We start from the raw sequence: 13,002 nt of genomic DNA, 5'->3' as shown, positions 1-13,002 counted from the left end.
ACTACCGTTCGGCACGGCAATGAGGACAGGGAAGGGGACGAGGACGGGGACGAGCCCTGCGGGTTCACGCTGCTGCTCCGCAAGGGGCACCACACCGATCGGCGCGTGCGCCCCTTGCCCCACCTGACGACCACACCCCCGGCCGCCACTCAGTGCGCGATGCCGTCGATCAGCTCACGCGCGCCCTGACGCAGCAGGCTGACGGCGACGGACGTGCCGAGGGTGGCCGGGTCGAGGGGCCCCGCCCACTCGTGGGCGTTGAGGACGGTCTTGCCGTCGGGCGTGAACACCTTGGCCCGGAGGGAGAGTTCGCCGCTGCCTTCGACCTGGGCGTATCCGGCGATGGGGCTGTTGCAGTGCCCTTGCAGGACGTGCAGAAGCATGCGTTCTGCGGTCGTCTCGCGGTGAGTGGCCGCGTCACCCAGCTCGCTGATCACGTCGATGAGGGCGGTGTCGTCCTCGCGGCATTGCAGGGCGAGGACTCCCGCGCCGATCGGCGGGCACATCAGCTCGGACGACAGCACTTCGGTGATCACATCGGTACGGCCGATGCGTTCGAGCCCGGAGAGGGCCAGCAGCAGCGCATCGGCCTCCCCGGCGGCGAGCTTCTCCAGGCGGCGGTTGGCGTTGCCCCGCATCGGTACGCAGTCCAGGTGCGGGTGCGAGGCGGCCAGCTGGGCGATGCGCCGGACCGACGAGGTGCCGACGCGGGTGCCGGCCGGGAGCTCGTCGAGGCGGAGGCCCTCCGGGTGGATGAGCGCGTCCCGGATGTCGTCCCGGGCAAGGAACGCGGCGAAGGCCGTACCGGCGGGCAGCGGCCGGTCGGCGGGGATGTCCTTCACGCAGTGCACCGCGAGATCCGCCTCGCCCGCGAGGAGCGCCTGGTCGACCTCCTTCGTGAACGCCCCCTTGCCCTCGACCGCCGCGAGGTCGCCCATCCACTTGTCGCCGGTCGTCCTGACCGGGACGACCTCGGTGACGGTGTCCGGGTAGCGGGCGGCCAGCAGCGCGCGGACACGCTCCACCTGGGCGAGGGCCATGGGCGAATCGCGGGAGACGATGCGGATCGGATTCAGTTCAGAGGCGGGCATAACGCCGACGATAGACCTCGGTCCGGGGCGTGGCCGTCAGGCCCCGGCGTCCATCTCAGCCAGGTGGCACGCGGATTGAGGGCATCGGGCAGCTGTACGAGGACGTGATCGGCGCACCGCCTCTGCTGGGGTCACCGGGATCGCAGACGGTCGATGAAGTCGGCCACGCCCTCCACCTGTCGGTAGGGCTTGAACGCCGGGGCCAGTTCACGGACGAGGGTGACGCAGCGTTCGGCGCCGATCCTGGTGGCGAGGTCCAGCGATTCGGTAGTGACGGCCAGCGCCTGTTCGATGTCGTTGGACCGGAGGAAACCCTTGGCCTGATAGGTCAGGAAGATGCCGCGCGTCTTGTCCCTGGCCTTGGGCAGCAGGGCCATGCCCTCGGTCATCTTGGTGCGGGCCTCCTCCGTCCGGCCGAGGTCGAGCAGACACTGCCCCGAATCCACCGCCAGGTCCGCCGGGCTCATCCACGCGCACCATCCGGGCGCGGGATCGGTGGCCCGCACCGACAACTCGGTCTCGGCCGAGGACAGGTCCCGGTAGCAGTCGGTCCGCCGTCCGAGAGCCGCGTGGGCCCTGGCCCGGCGCACGAACAGCAGCGACCGGGCGGTGGGGTGCCTGGTGCCCGAGATCGCGTGGCCGAGCTGGTCCACGGAGACATCCGGCTTGCCGAGCCAGTTCGACTGGTAGGCGAAGTCGGAGAGCACCCCGGCGCCGAAGTCGCGGTTGCCCGCGACGTGCGAGGAGTGCAGTGCCGCGGTCCAGAGCTTGCCCGCCGCGTAGTGCTTCCCCTGGTCGAAGCGGTACCAGCCGCACGTGGTGGACAGTGCGGCGGCCAGGGTGTGCAGACGCCTGCCGGTCCGTTCGGTGCACCGGCCGCCGTCGATCAGGTCGGTGACCGTGGCGAGGTGGGCATCCGCCAACTTGATGGTGTGCTGGCGCTGTTCGGTCGGTAAGGCCGTCAGCTTCGCGCTGGTGGCCTCCAGCCAGTCGATGAGTTCGGTATCGACAGCCGTCCGCCCGCTGAGTGCGGCGGTGAGGCGGTCCGTCTCGATCGTGGCCCACTGGGCGGCGAGGCCGGCCAGCGCAGCCGCGCTGTAGGTCATGAAGCTGCGGCGGTCCATGGCGGCTTTCTGTGCGTCTCGAAGTACGTGAACCGTGTGCGCCGTCCCGAGCGGCATAGGAAGATCCCGGCCGGGCAGCCAGTCGGGCCAGCCGTGCGACTCCAGTTCCCTCATGGGGACGCCGAAAGCTTCGGCTATCAGGATCTGCGAGTCGGGACCGGGCTTCTTGCGCCCGTTCTCCCATCGACTGACGGCTGTCTTGTCGGTACCGGAACGGAGTCCATGAGTGCGGGCGACCCGGTCGAGGTGCGCGGCCAAGTCGCTCTGCGACCACCCCCGCAGTTCGCGGGCGTAGGCGAGGGGGTGCCGGATCGGATCGTCCACGCGTCAATTCCATCATCGACAGTGACCGTCAGCGTACTGGGAGCGAGGGCGGGACAACCCCGGGACTACACATCTCGCCTGTCCGGGGCCCTTTCTTTCGGTTGTACTCAATACATCGAGATGTTCCCGCACGAAGCGGGAGGAATCCGCCGTGAACGATGAGCCTCAGCCACGGGCCTTGTCGCCACGGCAGTCGAGGACCACCCGCCGGGCCTGCTCGCGGCGGGCAAAGAAGATCAAGGAGACCCCGATGTCCATCTCAGTCCAGCCGTGGGGCGTCAAGCGCCTGGCCCCCTATCCCAACGCCGTGCGGTACGCGTTCACCCGGACCGGGATCGATCCCGAGACGCAGACGACGCGCTACTTCGACGCGCGGGGTCGGGTCATCGACATGACCGGCGGGCACGGCACCAGTCAGTCGACATCCTCACCGACCTCGACCGGCGCCGACGGCGGTGGCTCGCAGCCGCCCGCCCCTGCGGACTCGGACGCCCTCGAAGACCACGTACCGGACTGACATGACCGACTCACCGGTTCTCGTCATCACCGCACTCGGTGACGTCACAGCGGATCTGGTGCTGAGCGAGCTGTACGGCCGAGGTGTCCCGGCCGTACGGCTCGACCCCGCCGTCGACTTCGCCGGGCAGGCGCGCATGAGCGTCCGGGTCGGAGCGGCCCCGTTCACGGGGGACCTGAGCACAGCTTCCAGATGCGTCGGCCTGACCACCGTCCGCTCGGTCTACTGGCGGCGCCCCACGCCCTACGGCGACCCACGACGGAGCGAGTCGCCCCAACAGCGTTTCGCCCTCGAACAGTCCCGCGCCGGATACACCGGAATGCTGACCGCGCTCCCCGAGGTGCCGCACGTCAACCACCCCATCCGCAACCGCGCTGCCGACCACAAGCTCGCCCAGCTCGGCACGGCCGAGCGCCTCGGCTTCTCCGTCCCCGAGACCCTGATCACGAACGTTCCCGGGGACGCCCGCGCCTTCGCGGCCGAGCACGGGCCCGTGATCTACAAACCGGTTCATGGCGTGCACCTCACAGGTGAGGACGGGTGTAGCCGGACCATCTGGGTTCGCCCTGTCCACGCCGACGAGCTCGATGATTCGATTGCCCTGTGTCCCCACCTGTTCCAAGCCTGCGTCCCGAAGATCGCGGACATCCGGCTCGCCGCCGTCGGTGACAGGTTGTTCGCCACACGGATCGACACCGCCGGCGATCACTTGGACTGGCGGCAGGACCAACGTCTGATCACCTGCTCGCCCGTACCGGTCCCGTGGGAGGTCCGCGAAGCCGTCGGTCGCTTCCTCCGCGCGTTCGAGCTCACCTTCGGCGCGTTCGACTTCGCCCTCGACGGGAGCGGCCGATGGTGGTTCCTCGAATGCAACCCGAACGGGCAGTGGGCATTCGTCGACGAGCCCACGATCCGCGCCATCGCGAGTGCGCTCGCCGACATCCTCCAGAAGGGCGCACCCACATGAACCCTGAGCACTCCGCAGTCCCTCGCCGCCGGCTCGTCCAACAGCTCGTCGCCGAAGACCTGTTGCACGACTCGGACGTTCTCCGCGCGGCCCGGACCGTACCGCGCGAGGTGTTCCTCGGTCGCGCGGTCTACCTGCCGAGCGACCCGCCGGGCGTCACCGTGTGGACGCCGACTCGGCGCGCCGACGTCCCGGCCGAGGAGTGGCTGCGCCTCACCTACCGGAACACGACGTGGGTCACGCAGATCGACGGCGTACTCGCGGAGGAGGCAGCCGCGCCGATCACCGGCGGCACGCCGACATCGTCCTCGACCCTTCCCGGGCTGATCCTGTGGATGATCGAGCAGGCCCGGGTCTCGGCCGGCGACCGGGTCCTGATCATCGGCGCCGGTACGGGGCTGTCGACCGCCTACGTGTGCGAGATCGCGGGCGAGGGCCGCACCACCGCGATCGAGGCCGACCCCGCCGTCGCCGAGCGCGCCCGCGGGGCCCTTGCCGAGGCCGGGTACGCACCGACCCTGATCACGGGCGACGGTCTGCGCGGACATGCCGACCGGGCCCCGTACGACGTCGTCCTCGCGTTCTGCTCCATGCGCCATGTCCCGTACGGCCTGCTTCGGCAGATCAAGGAAGGGGGCACCCTGCTGGTCACGCTGGCCGGGTGGGGGTTCGGGCACGGCCTGGTGCTCCTCACCGCCGACGGCGAGGGCGGAGCAGCCGGCCGGTTCCTGCCCGGGTACACCTCGTTCATGACGGCCCGCTCACACGACCGGCCCCCGCACGGCCCCGTCGAGCTGCTGCCGGGCGAACAGCGGCGGAGCAGGATCGACCCCGCCCTGCTCGACGACTGGAACGGCCGGTACGTCGCCCAACTCGCCGCGCCGTCGGCCGAACGGCTCGGCGCGGGGCACGAGCAGATCCTGCTCGACGTCGCCACGGGCTCGCAGGCGAGGACTCAGATGGCCGAGGGCGGCGACGGATGGAACGTGATCCAGCGTGGCCCGCTCAGGCTGTGGGACGCCGTCGAGGACTCGGTCGCCCTCTGGCAGGCCCATGGTTCGCCGCACCTGTCCGAGTTCGGCATGACGATCACCCCCAGCGCCCAGCGGGTGTGGCTGAGGTCTCCGGACGGCCCCGGCTGGACGCTGCCCGTCTAGGGTCTGTCCGGTGGATCAGGGTCGGATAGGGCATATCAAGAACCTGTGGTCACAGGTCGTCAGCCGTTCCATCGATGGCGGGGCCGCATCCTTCGGGAAGGTTGGCGACGATCAGATCGATTGCCTCCTCCACGGTCTCGGGCTCGCCGAGGGTGGTGCCGTCAGAGCTGCGGATCACCACGAACCCGCCGCCACCGCGGGGGAACAGGGCGCCCGCATCCTGGGTCCACGGGGATCGGATGCATCGGCTGAAGTACAGGGCTCCGTGGCTTACCACAGGAAATAGTTCTCGCAGGCGAGGGTTCGCGTACGCCGCTCGGGGCATAGCCGGGTCGATCAATCCGTTGCTGGAATCGAGGACCGTCTTCCATTTCTCTGCGACGATTTCTGCGGCTCGTGTGCGGTCCTCATCATCTACCATTTGCTGATTCATCCCTTTCTGGGTTTAGGAGGTTGCACCTCAGGAATGTCCGGCTTCGGGACATTTTTGACTTCCTCATTACCTGAGTACCATCTTATTTCCTCCCAGGGGCGTCCGAGCGGATCGGGCTCGTTGAACATCACATCAGATTCGTACATACGCACATTGCGCGCGACGACGCTCATCTCCCAAGCCGTCCCCAAGCCTGGGCCCGGATAGTTCCCGGGGGTGGTACTGAATGGTTGGCCGTTCCGAACGGCGGTCTGGAAGGCGTCCACGATGGTCTCCGGGGTGTTCCAATTGCCATACTCCCCCCTGCTGTTCGGCATCCCGTCGAGGGTGATGAACAACGTGGTGTCTCGGTCGCCCACAGCGGCCATGACGTTCGTCATCCACACAGGCCCGGACGGCTCGATCTGGGCGTAGTCGCCCCCGTTGTAAGTGTGTGCCCCTGGTTCGCCGTTGGCGCGGAGATGCAGGGCCAGCGAGTTCGAGGCGTTGGTGGGCTCCTGGTTTACCCCCAGCACCACGCTGTGAGGGTCCTGTCCGCTCCGGTGCGGGCACCCCGCCAGCCCCAGCGGGTCGATCCACCGCGTCGGGTTGTCGACGTAGGCGATCGCGTTCGGGGCGGGGGCGAGGCCGAGAGGGTCGGGGGACAGGTAGCGGGCGGTTTCGGGGTCGTAGTGGCGGTGGCGGTTGTAGTGGAGTCCCGACTCGGGGTCGAAGTACTGGCCCGGGAAGCGCAGCGGGGTATAGGCGTCGGCGCCGCGGTTCCATGAGGTAGTGCCCCAGAGGGTGGCGCGGGTGTGCCACACCACCTCGCCCTGTTCGTCGATGAGTTCACGGGGCGTTCCGACCAGGTCGGTGATGATCGCGAAGAAGCGCTGGTCGACCTCCGATTGGTCCACGAGCCGTCGTTCCACCTGGGTGACCGGCTTCACGCCGTCGTGGTCCCAGGTGAGGGCGACGGATTCCGGGGTGCCTGGTGTGGAGGTGTTCTGTTCGCACAGGGTGTCGCCGTCCCAGGTGAAGGTCACCTCCTCGGCGACCGTCGCTCCGTCCCCGGACAGGCGCTGTTTGGCGGTGCGGCGTCCCAGTGCGTCGTAGAGGTAGCGCCAGCGTGTGCCGTCCGGTGTGGTGACCGAGACCAGACGGTCCTCGGCGTCCCAGCCGTAGCGCCAGGTCTCGGGCTTGCGGGAGAGGCGGGCCTTCTGCCGCAGGATCACCCGGCCTTGGGCGTCGTGTTCATAGCGGCAGCGGCCGGCTCGGGTGATGCGGGTGCCGGTGTACTCGCGCGGGCCGGTGGCGGGGTCCGTACCGGGCCAGGAGGCAGTGGTCTGGTTACCGGCCTCGTCGTACGCGTACCGCTCCGACCAGTTCTCCGCGGTGACACCGGTGACCCGGCCGTCGCCAGTGACCTCCAGCCGCTTGTGCCCGCTGGTCAGTTCATCGACCGAGGTCAGGTGGCCGTCGGCGCGGTACGTGTACGAGCGGTGCTGGAGTATCCGGTCGCCGGGCGTGCGGACACTCTGGTCGGTCAGGCGGCCCGCAGGGTCGTAGGCGTGGTCCACGGTCAGCGCGTCACCGATCCGACGGGTCGTCTCGCGCCCCGCCTCGTCGAAGGCGAAGACCACGTGTCGCCCCGAAGCGTTCAGTTCGGCTCGCAGCCCGTTGGGGAAGGACCAGCTGCTGACCGCCCCGGACGGTGTGACCCGGCGAGTGCGGCGGCCGGTCTCGTCGTAGGTGTTGCTCAGTTCGCGGCCGTCACAGATCTCGCGGAGGACCCTGCCCGAACCGTCGCGGACGTAGAACAGCTCGGTGCCGGCGCTTGTCGCGGAGGCGAGGCGCCCGTGGATGTCGTAGTCGAAGCGCGTGACCGTGCCGTCGACGTCCTTGGCGGTGACTCGGCCCGCCGTGTCGCGGGTGTAGCGGACTGTCTGGCCCAGAGCGTTCGTGCGGGAGGTGAGGTGCCCGCAGGCGTCGTGTGTATAGCTGAGGGAGCGGCCGTCGAAGTCGGTCTCCGAGGTGAGGCGTCCCGCAGCGTCGTAGTTGTAGTCCCAGGTCAGGCCCTGGGGATTGGTGACACGGGACATGCGCAGTTCGGAATCGTGCGTGAACTCCTGGCGCGCACCATCGGGTGTGATGCGTGCGGAGACAAGATCGAAGTGCGTGTATTCGAAGCGGGTCTCGCCGCCCGCCGCATCGGTGTGGACGAGGCAGTTGCCCTCGCCGTCGTAGGTCCACGACTGCTGCGAGCCGTCGGGGTCCGTACGCCGGGCGGGCCTGCCCTCGACGGTCCATTCCAGCTCGGTGGTGCGGCCCTGCGGGTCGGTGATCTTCACCGCCCGCCCGAATGAGTCGCGGACGTAGTGGGTGACTCCCCCGAGCGGCCCGCGCACCGCCAGCGGAAGACCGGCCCTGTCGCAGCGCAGCCGGTCCAGCGCGCCGAGGGAGTCGTCGACACCGGTGAGCTGACCATCCGGTCCGTGGGTGAGGCGGGTTGTCGTGCCGTTCGGCCGGGTGAAGAGCGTCGGGTTGCCCCGGTCGTCGTACTCCTGCCGCGAGGTCGCGCCGTCAGGGCCGGTGACGGAGGTGAACTGGTTCAGGTCGTTGTACTCGATGTCGGCGGAGCTGCCGTCAGGGTGCTCGATCCGGGTCAGGTTTCCGTGATCGTCGTACGTGTATGCGGTGGTCCGGCCGAGCGGATCCGTTCGGGAGAGAAGGCGGTCGTAGCGGTCGAAACTGCGGCGGGTGATACCGCCCAGCGGGCCCGTCTCCGCGACCGCCTGGAGCCGGTTGTTGAAGTGATGGACCTTGGTCGCACCGAGAGAGTCCGTATACCGGGTGACGCGGTCGCCCGTCTCCGGGTGGACGTCGTATGCGAACGTGGACGACAGGTAGCCGTCCGGGCCGATCGTGCGGACGACGCGACCGTCGTCGTCGTACACGTAGCGGAAAGTGGAGTCGTTACGGTCGGTCCAGGACGTGATCCGGGCGTCCGCGTCGTAGGTGAAACGAAGCGGAAGCCCTGAGGAGTTGACGACGCCGCCGAGGTTGCCGAGGTGGTCGTAGTCGTAGCGCATGACGGCGACCGGGCCGTCCGGCGTACGCAGCGACATCTCTCGTATTCGGGCGTCTTCGACGGCCAGATCGATCCGGTAGCCGCCGGAGTGGGCGACCGTTGACGGACTGCCGTCACCGAGGCGGACGAAGGAGATCCGGTTGAGGTTGCGGTCCTCGATCTCTCCGAGCCAGTAGGCCGGCGACGTGTTGTACGGGCCGCCACGGAACGAACGGGTCAGGCCCGTGTGCGGGTCGGTGACGCGATAGGTGGTCTCCGCGTTGTCCTGTCCGCCGTGCACCAGCGGGAGTCGGGCACCCTCAAGGGGCAGGACGCCGTCGTCGTCACCGGGCAGCGGCAGTCGTGGGTAGACGAGGAGCGAACCGTCCTCCCGTGACCACACCGCGCCGACGCCGAGCGGGTCGAGCTCGATCCGCTCGTCCAGCGTGGATGCCCAGCTGCGTCCGAACCACTGGCCGTACCGGTAGCCGGAGAGATGTGTCCGGCGCAGGACGAGCGGAAGGACGCCGGGCAGGGTCACATCGGTCTGCGGCAGCGTCATCTCACCGGTGGCGACGTCCACCGGGTCGTTCTCGCATATCTTCTTGTCCAGCGAGATGCTGTGACGGCGGGGCTCTTCTTTGGCGTTCTTCAGAACGTCCGCCTTGGTGCGAGCGGAGTTCTGACGTGTTCGGGGGCGCGGCAGGGATTCTCCGTCGTCCTTGCGTACCTTGGACATCCGGTCCTTGATATCCAGGTCGATCTTCTTCTGGGCTTCGGATATCTCCTTGACCGCCTTCGGCAGGTCCTCGCCGAGGTGGTTGCCCATCGCCTTGTTTGCTTTGCCCAGCGCCTTCATGGCTTTGTCGAGCACGGGATCGAGAGCGCCGGCGATATCGTCCTTGCCCCGGGTCCGGCTGTGGTGCGTACCGGCCTTGGCCAGTCTGCCCGCCGTCTTGCCGTGGATGTCGACGCTGACCAGCTTCAGGCTGGTGCCGGCCCGGTCGTGCTCCCCGTGTTCGATGTGCACGCCCTTGCCGGATGCGCCCCCCGGGCCGTTCGCCGAAGCGAGCTGGAAGGACTCCTTGGCGCCCGCCACCCCTTCGTTGAAGCCCTCCTTGCCCGACTGGCCGACCTGGTTCATGTCGACGCCGTCCTGCAGCCCGAGCATGCTGGCGCCCACCTGTATCGCCAGATCCGCGGCCATGTTCTCCAGCGCGGAGACGGCCGGTTCGGTCAGAGCGGAGACGATGTAACCGACCACCTCCTCCAGGCACTCCTTGATGACCCGGCGGATGGCCTGCTGGGCGACCGCGATCGCTCCTCCGCCGATGAGCATGGACAGCCCGCCGGTCACCGGTATCAGGGCCATGGAGATGCCCGCCTTGCCCGCCAGCACGCTCAGGTGGACAAGCGCCGCGTACTTCATGGCCTCGATCGCCGTGGCCGCGTTGTCCAGGGCTCCGGCAATCGTGCGAGCGCCGTCGGCCAGATCCTTTACATGCTTGTTCTTGATCTTGCCCCAGTGGCTGCCCAGCGCGTCCAGGGCTTCACCATGACCGGACGAGAGCAAACGTTGCACGTACTGGTTGGCAAGGTGGCCGTCATCCTCTACGTCCTCGGCGAACTCCCGGAGGGCGTCGGCCATGTCTCGGTACGCGTCTTCGTCGACGTTCGGCCAATTGACGCCGATGACGTCAAGCAGGGTGTCGGCCCAATCGGGCACAGTTACGGACACAGTACGAAGCCCCCCGAACCAAGCTGCGTTCACTGAATGCAGATGCGAAGAGAATCTCATTCCTGGACCGCTCCACCAAGGCCTTTCCAAGCCGGTCCAGGCCGGAGGCGGGCTGGATGCGGGCCGCACGCCTCTGAGCCCCCGGCCGTTGGCCAGGGGCTCAGAGGTTGGGAAGAACGGCCAGGCCGCCTTCACGGCGCGGCCCGCAGGCGCGTCCGGTGACTCGCGAACAGAGAGCCAAGGGCTGCTTCGTACGTCCTCCGAGGTGGGCGGGCCCGTCCCGTCAGGCCTTCGGGGCCACCTTCGAGAGGCCGTTGATGATGCGGTCCATCGCGTCGCCGCCCGTCGGGTCGGTGAGGTTGGCGAGCATCTTGAGGGTGAACTTCATCAGCAGCGGGTGCGTCAGGCCGCGCTGGGTGGCGACCTTCATGACCTTCGGGTTGCCGATCAGCTTCACGAAGGCGCGGCCCATCGTGTAGTAGCCGCCGTAGGTCTCCTTGAGCACCTTCGGGTAGTTGTTCAGGGCCAGTTCGCGCTGGGCCGGGGTCGCGCGGGCGTGCGCCTGGACGATGACGTCGGCCGCGATCTGGCCCGACTCCATGGCGTACGCGATGCCCTCACCGTTGAACGGGTTGACCATGCCGCCCGCGTCACCGACGAGCAGCAGGCCCTTGGTGTAGTGCGGCTGGCGGTTGAAGGCCATCGGGAGGGCGGCGCCGCGGATCGGCATCGTCATGTTGTCCGGGGTGTAGCCCCAGTCCTCCGGCATCGACGCGCACCACGCCTTGAGGACCTCGCGCCAGTCCAGCTCCTTGAACGCGGCGGAGGAGTTGAGGATGCCGAGGCCGACGTTGGAGGTGCCGTCGCCCATGCCGAAGATCCAGCCGTAGCCGGGCAGCAGGCGGTCCTCCGTGCCCCGGCGGTCCCAGAGTTCCAGCCAGGACTCCAGGTAGTCGTCGTCGTGGCGGGGCGAGGTGAAGTACGTACGGACCGCGACGCCCATCGGGCGGTCCTCGCGGCGGTGCAGGCCCATCGCGAGGGAGAGCCGGGTGGAGTTGCCGTCGGCGGCGACCACGAGCGGGGCGTGGAAGGTGACCGGGGTCTTCTCCTCGCCGAGCTTCGCGTGCACGCCGGTGATCCGGCCGGTGCGGGGGTCGGTGATCGGGGCGCCGACGTTGCAGCGCTCGTACAGCCGGGCGCCGCCCTTCTGCGCCTGGCGGGCCAGCTGCTCGTCGAAGTCGTCGCGCTTGCGGACCAGCCCGTAGTCCGGGTAGGAGGCGAGATCCGGCCAGTCCAGCTGGAGCCGGACGCCGCCGCCGATGATGCGCAGGCCCTTGTTCCGGAGCCAGCCGGCCTCTTCGGAGATGTCGATGCCCATGGAGACGAGCTGTTTGGTGGCGCGCGGGGTGAGGCCGTCGCCGCAGACCTTCTCGCGGGGGAAGGCGGTCTTCTCCAGGAGGAGAACGTCCAGGCCCGCCTTGGCGAGGTAGTACGCGGTCGTGGAGCCGGCTGGGCCTGCCCCGACGACGATCACATCCGCGCTGTGTTCGGACAGGGGCTCGGTCACGGTCGGATCTCCCGAAGACTCGAAATCGCGTGCCGCGCGGCACATGGCCCATGCAGTCTATGGGGGCCCGCTGATCAACCTCCCGAAGGGCTCCCCCATGTCGGCCGCGCCCCGTGCGGCGCTCAGGCGCGGACGCCCCGGTGCAGCGCGACCACGCCGCCGGTGAGGTTGCGCCAGGCGACGTCCGACCAGCCGGCCCGCTGGAGCCTGGCGGCGAGCCCGGCCTGGTCGGGCCAGGCGCGGATCGACTCGGCGAGGTAGACGTACGCGTCGGGGTTGGACGACACCGCGCGTGCGACCGGCGGCAGCGCCCGCATCAGGTACTCGGTGTAGACGGTCCGGAACGGCGTCCAGACCGGCTGGGAGAACTCGCAGATGACGACCCGGCCGCCCGGCTTCGTCACCCGGTACAGCTCGCTCAGCGCCGCGTCCGTGTCCTGGACGTTGCGCAGCCCGAAGGAGATGGTGACCGCGTCGAACGTCTCGTCCCGGAACGGCAGCCGCGTCGCGTCGCCCGCCGTGAACGGCAGCCAGGAGTTGCGCTTCTTGCCCTCCTGGAGCATGCCGATGGAGAAGTCGCACGGCACGACGTACGCCCCGGTCGCGGCGAACGGCAGCGAGGACGTCGCGGTCCCGGCGGCGAGGTCGAGGACCTTCTCCGCGGGGCGGGCGTGGACCGCCTTGGCGACCTCCTTGCGCCACAGCCGGGCCTGGCCGAGCGAGAGCACGTCGTTGGTCAGGTCGTAGTTCGCCGCCACGTCGTCGAACATCGAGGCGACTTCGTGCGGCTGCTTGTCCAGGGAGGCTCGGGTCACGCCTCCCATTCAAGCAGTCCGCCGGTGGAGCGCCGAGACGGGCCCGCCGCCGGAGCCGGGCACGAGGGCGGCGACGCGGTGTCCGGCCCGGCGGACACTCCGTACCGGGCCTGCCGAGGCCCCGCCCTGCTTCGCACCACCCTGTCCGGGATTCGGACACGGGTTTGGATTCGGCTTCAACCTTTCCGGTCCGTGCGCTCTCAGTAACAGGAGGAGAGAC

General features: G+C 68.8%; 9 protein-coding genes. 3 read left to right on the top strand and 6 right to left on the bottom strand.

Features of this window, described 5'->3' with window-relative positions; genetic code table 11:
* Window positions 1–149: 149 nt before the first annotated feature.
* Together hemC and ACIP89_RS09900 are read right to left on the bottom strand one after the other, a co-directional pair.
* Window positions 150–1,091 (bottom strand): hydroxymethylbilane synthase, encoded by a 942-nt coding sequence (hemC, locus tag ACIP89_RS09905; protein WP_402114130.1) that lies wholly within the window; start codon window positions 1,089–1,091, stop codon window positions 150–152.
* A gap of 131 nt (window positions 1,092–1,222) precedes the next feature.
* A complete protein-coding gene (locus ACIP89_RS09900; protein ID WP_402114128.1) occupies window positions 1,223–2,539 on the bottom strand; it encodes a helix-turn-helix transcriptional regulator in 1,317 nt (438 codons plus the stop codon).
* Between the two features lie 250 nt (window positions 2,540–2,789).
* On the opposite strand from ACIP89_RS09900, the gene tgmA reads away from it, so the two are divergent.
* From tgmA to tgmC, 3 genes are read left to right on the top strand one after another with little or no spacing between them, the layout of a single operon-like run.
* The gene (gene tgmA / locus ACIP89_RS09895) at window positions 2,790–3,056 is read left to right on the top strand and encodes a putative ATP-grasp-modified RiPP (RefSeq protein ID WP_402114126.1); all 267 of its coding nucleotides are present in this window, start codon (window positions 2,790–2,792) and stop codon (window positions 3,054–3,056) included.
* A 1-nt stretch (window position 3,057) separates the two neighbouring features.
* A complete protein-coding gene (gene tgmB, locus ACIP89_RS09890; protein WP_402114124.1) occupies window positions 3,058–4,023 on the top strand; it encodes an ATP-grasp ribosomal peptide maturase in 966 nt (321 codons plus the stop codon).
* A complete protein-coding gene (tgmC, locus tag ACIP89_RS09885; protein ID WP_402114121.1) occupies window positions 4,020–5,180 on the top strand; it encodes an ATP-grasp peptide maturase system methyltransferase in 1,161 nt (386 codons plus the stop codon). Before tgmB ends, tgmC begins: the two co-directional genes overlap by 4 nt.
* A 49-nt stretch (window positions 5,181–5,229) precedes the next feature.
* Here the strand turns inward: tgmC and ACIP89_RS09880 are convergent, their stop codons facing one another.
* From ACIP89_RS09880 to ACIP89_RS09865, 4 genes are all read right to left on the bottom strand, one after another.
* Window positions 5,230–5,613 (bottom strand): DUF6193 family natural product biosynthesis protein, encoded by a 384-nt coding sequence (locus tag ACIP89_RS09880; RefSeq protein WP_402114118.1) that lies wholly within the window; start codon window positions 5,611–5,613, stop codon window positions 5,230–5,232.
* Complete coding sequence (locus tag ACIP89_RS09875) at window positions 5,610–10,400, bottom strand: RHS repeat-associated core domain-containing protein (RefSeq protein WP_402114115.1); 4,791 nt, start codon at window positions 10,398–10,400, stop codon at window positions 5,610–5,612. The genes ACIP89_RS09880 and ACIP89_RS09875 overlap by 4 nt, the downstream gene beginning before the upstream one ends.
* Window positions 10,401–10,683: 283 nt before the next feature.
* Complete coding sequence (locus tag ACIP89_RS09870) at window positions 10,684–11,967, bottom strand: geranylgeranyl reductase family protein (RefSeq protein WP_311303867.1); 1,284 nt, start codon at window positions 11,965–11,967, stop codon at window positions 10,684–10,686.
* Between the two features lie 122 nt (window positions 11,968–12,089).
* Window positions 12,090–12,782: a demethylmenaquinone methyltransferase gene (locus ACIP89_RS09865; RefSeq protein WP_123527617.1), complete on the bottom strand. Its 693-nt coding sequence runs from the start codon at window positions 12,780–12,782 to the stop codon at window positions 12,090–12,092.
* Window positions 12,783–13,002 lie beyond the last annotated feature (220 nt).

Origin of the sequence: Streptomyces sp. NPDC088730 (assembly GCF_044751215.1) — a bacterium.
In the GTDB taxonomy this organism is placed as follows: domain Bacteria; phylum Actinomycetota; class Actinomycetes; order Streptomycetales; family Streptomycetaceae; genus Streptomyces.
Note: the sequence above shows the minus strand (reverse complement) of the source record. Positions and strands in the feature narration are given on the sequence as shown.

Coding starts and splice junctions, on each gene's coding strand:
- hemC (WP_402114130.1), bottom strand. CDS start 1,091: ATGCCCGCCTCTGAACTGAATCCGATCCGCATCGTCTCCCGCGATTCG.
- tgmA (WP_402114126.1), top strand. CDS start 2,790: ATGTCCATCTCAGTCCAGCCGTGGGGCGTCAAGCGCCTGGCCCCCTAT.
- tgmB (WP_402114124.1), top strand. CDS start 3,058: ATGACCGACTCACCGGTTCTCGTCATCACCGCACTCGGTGACGTCACA.
- tgmC (WP_402114121.1), top strand. CDS start 4,020: ATGAACCCTGAGCACTCCGCAGTCCCTCGCCGCCGGCTCGTCCAACAG.
- ACIP89_RS09880 (WP_402114118.1), bottom strand. CDS start 5,613: ATGAATCAGCAAATGGTAGATGATGAGGACCGCACACGAGCCGCAGAA.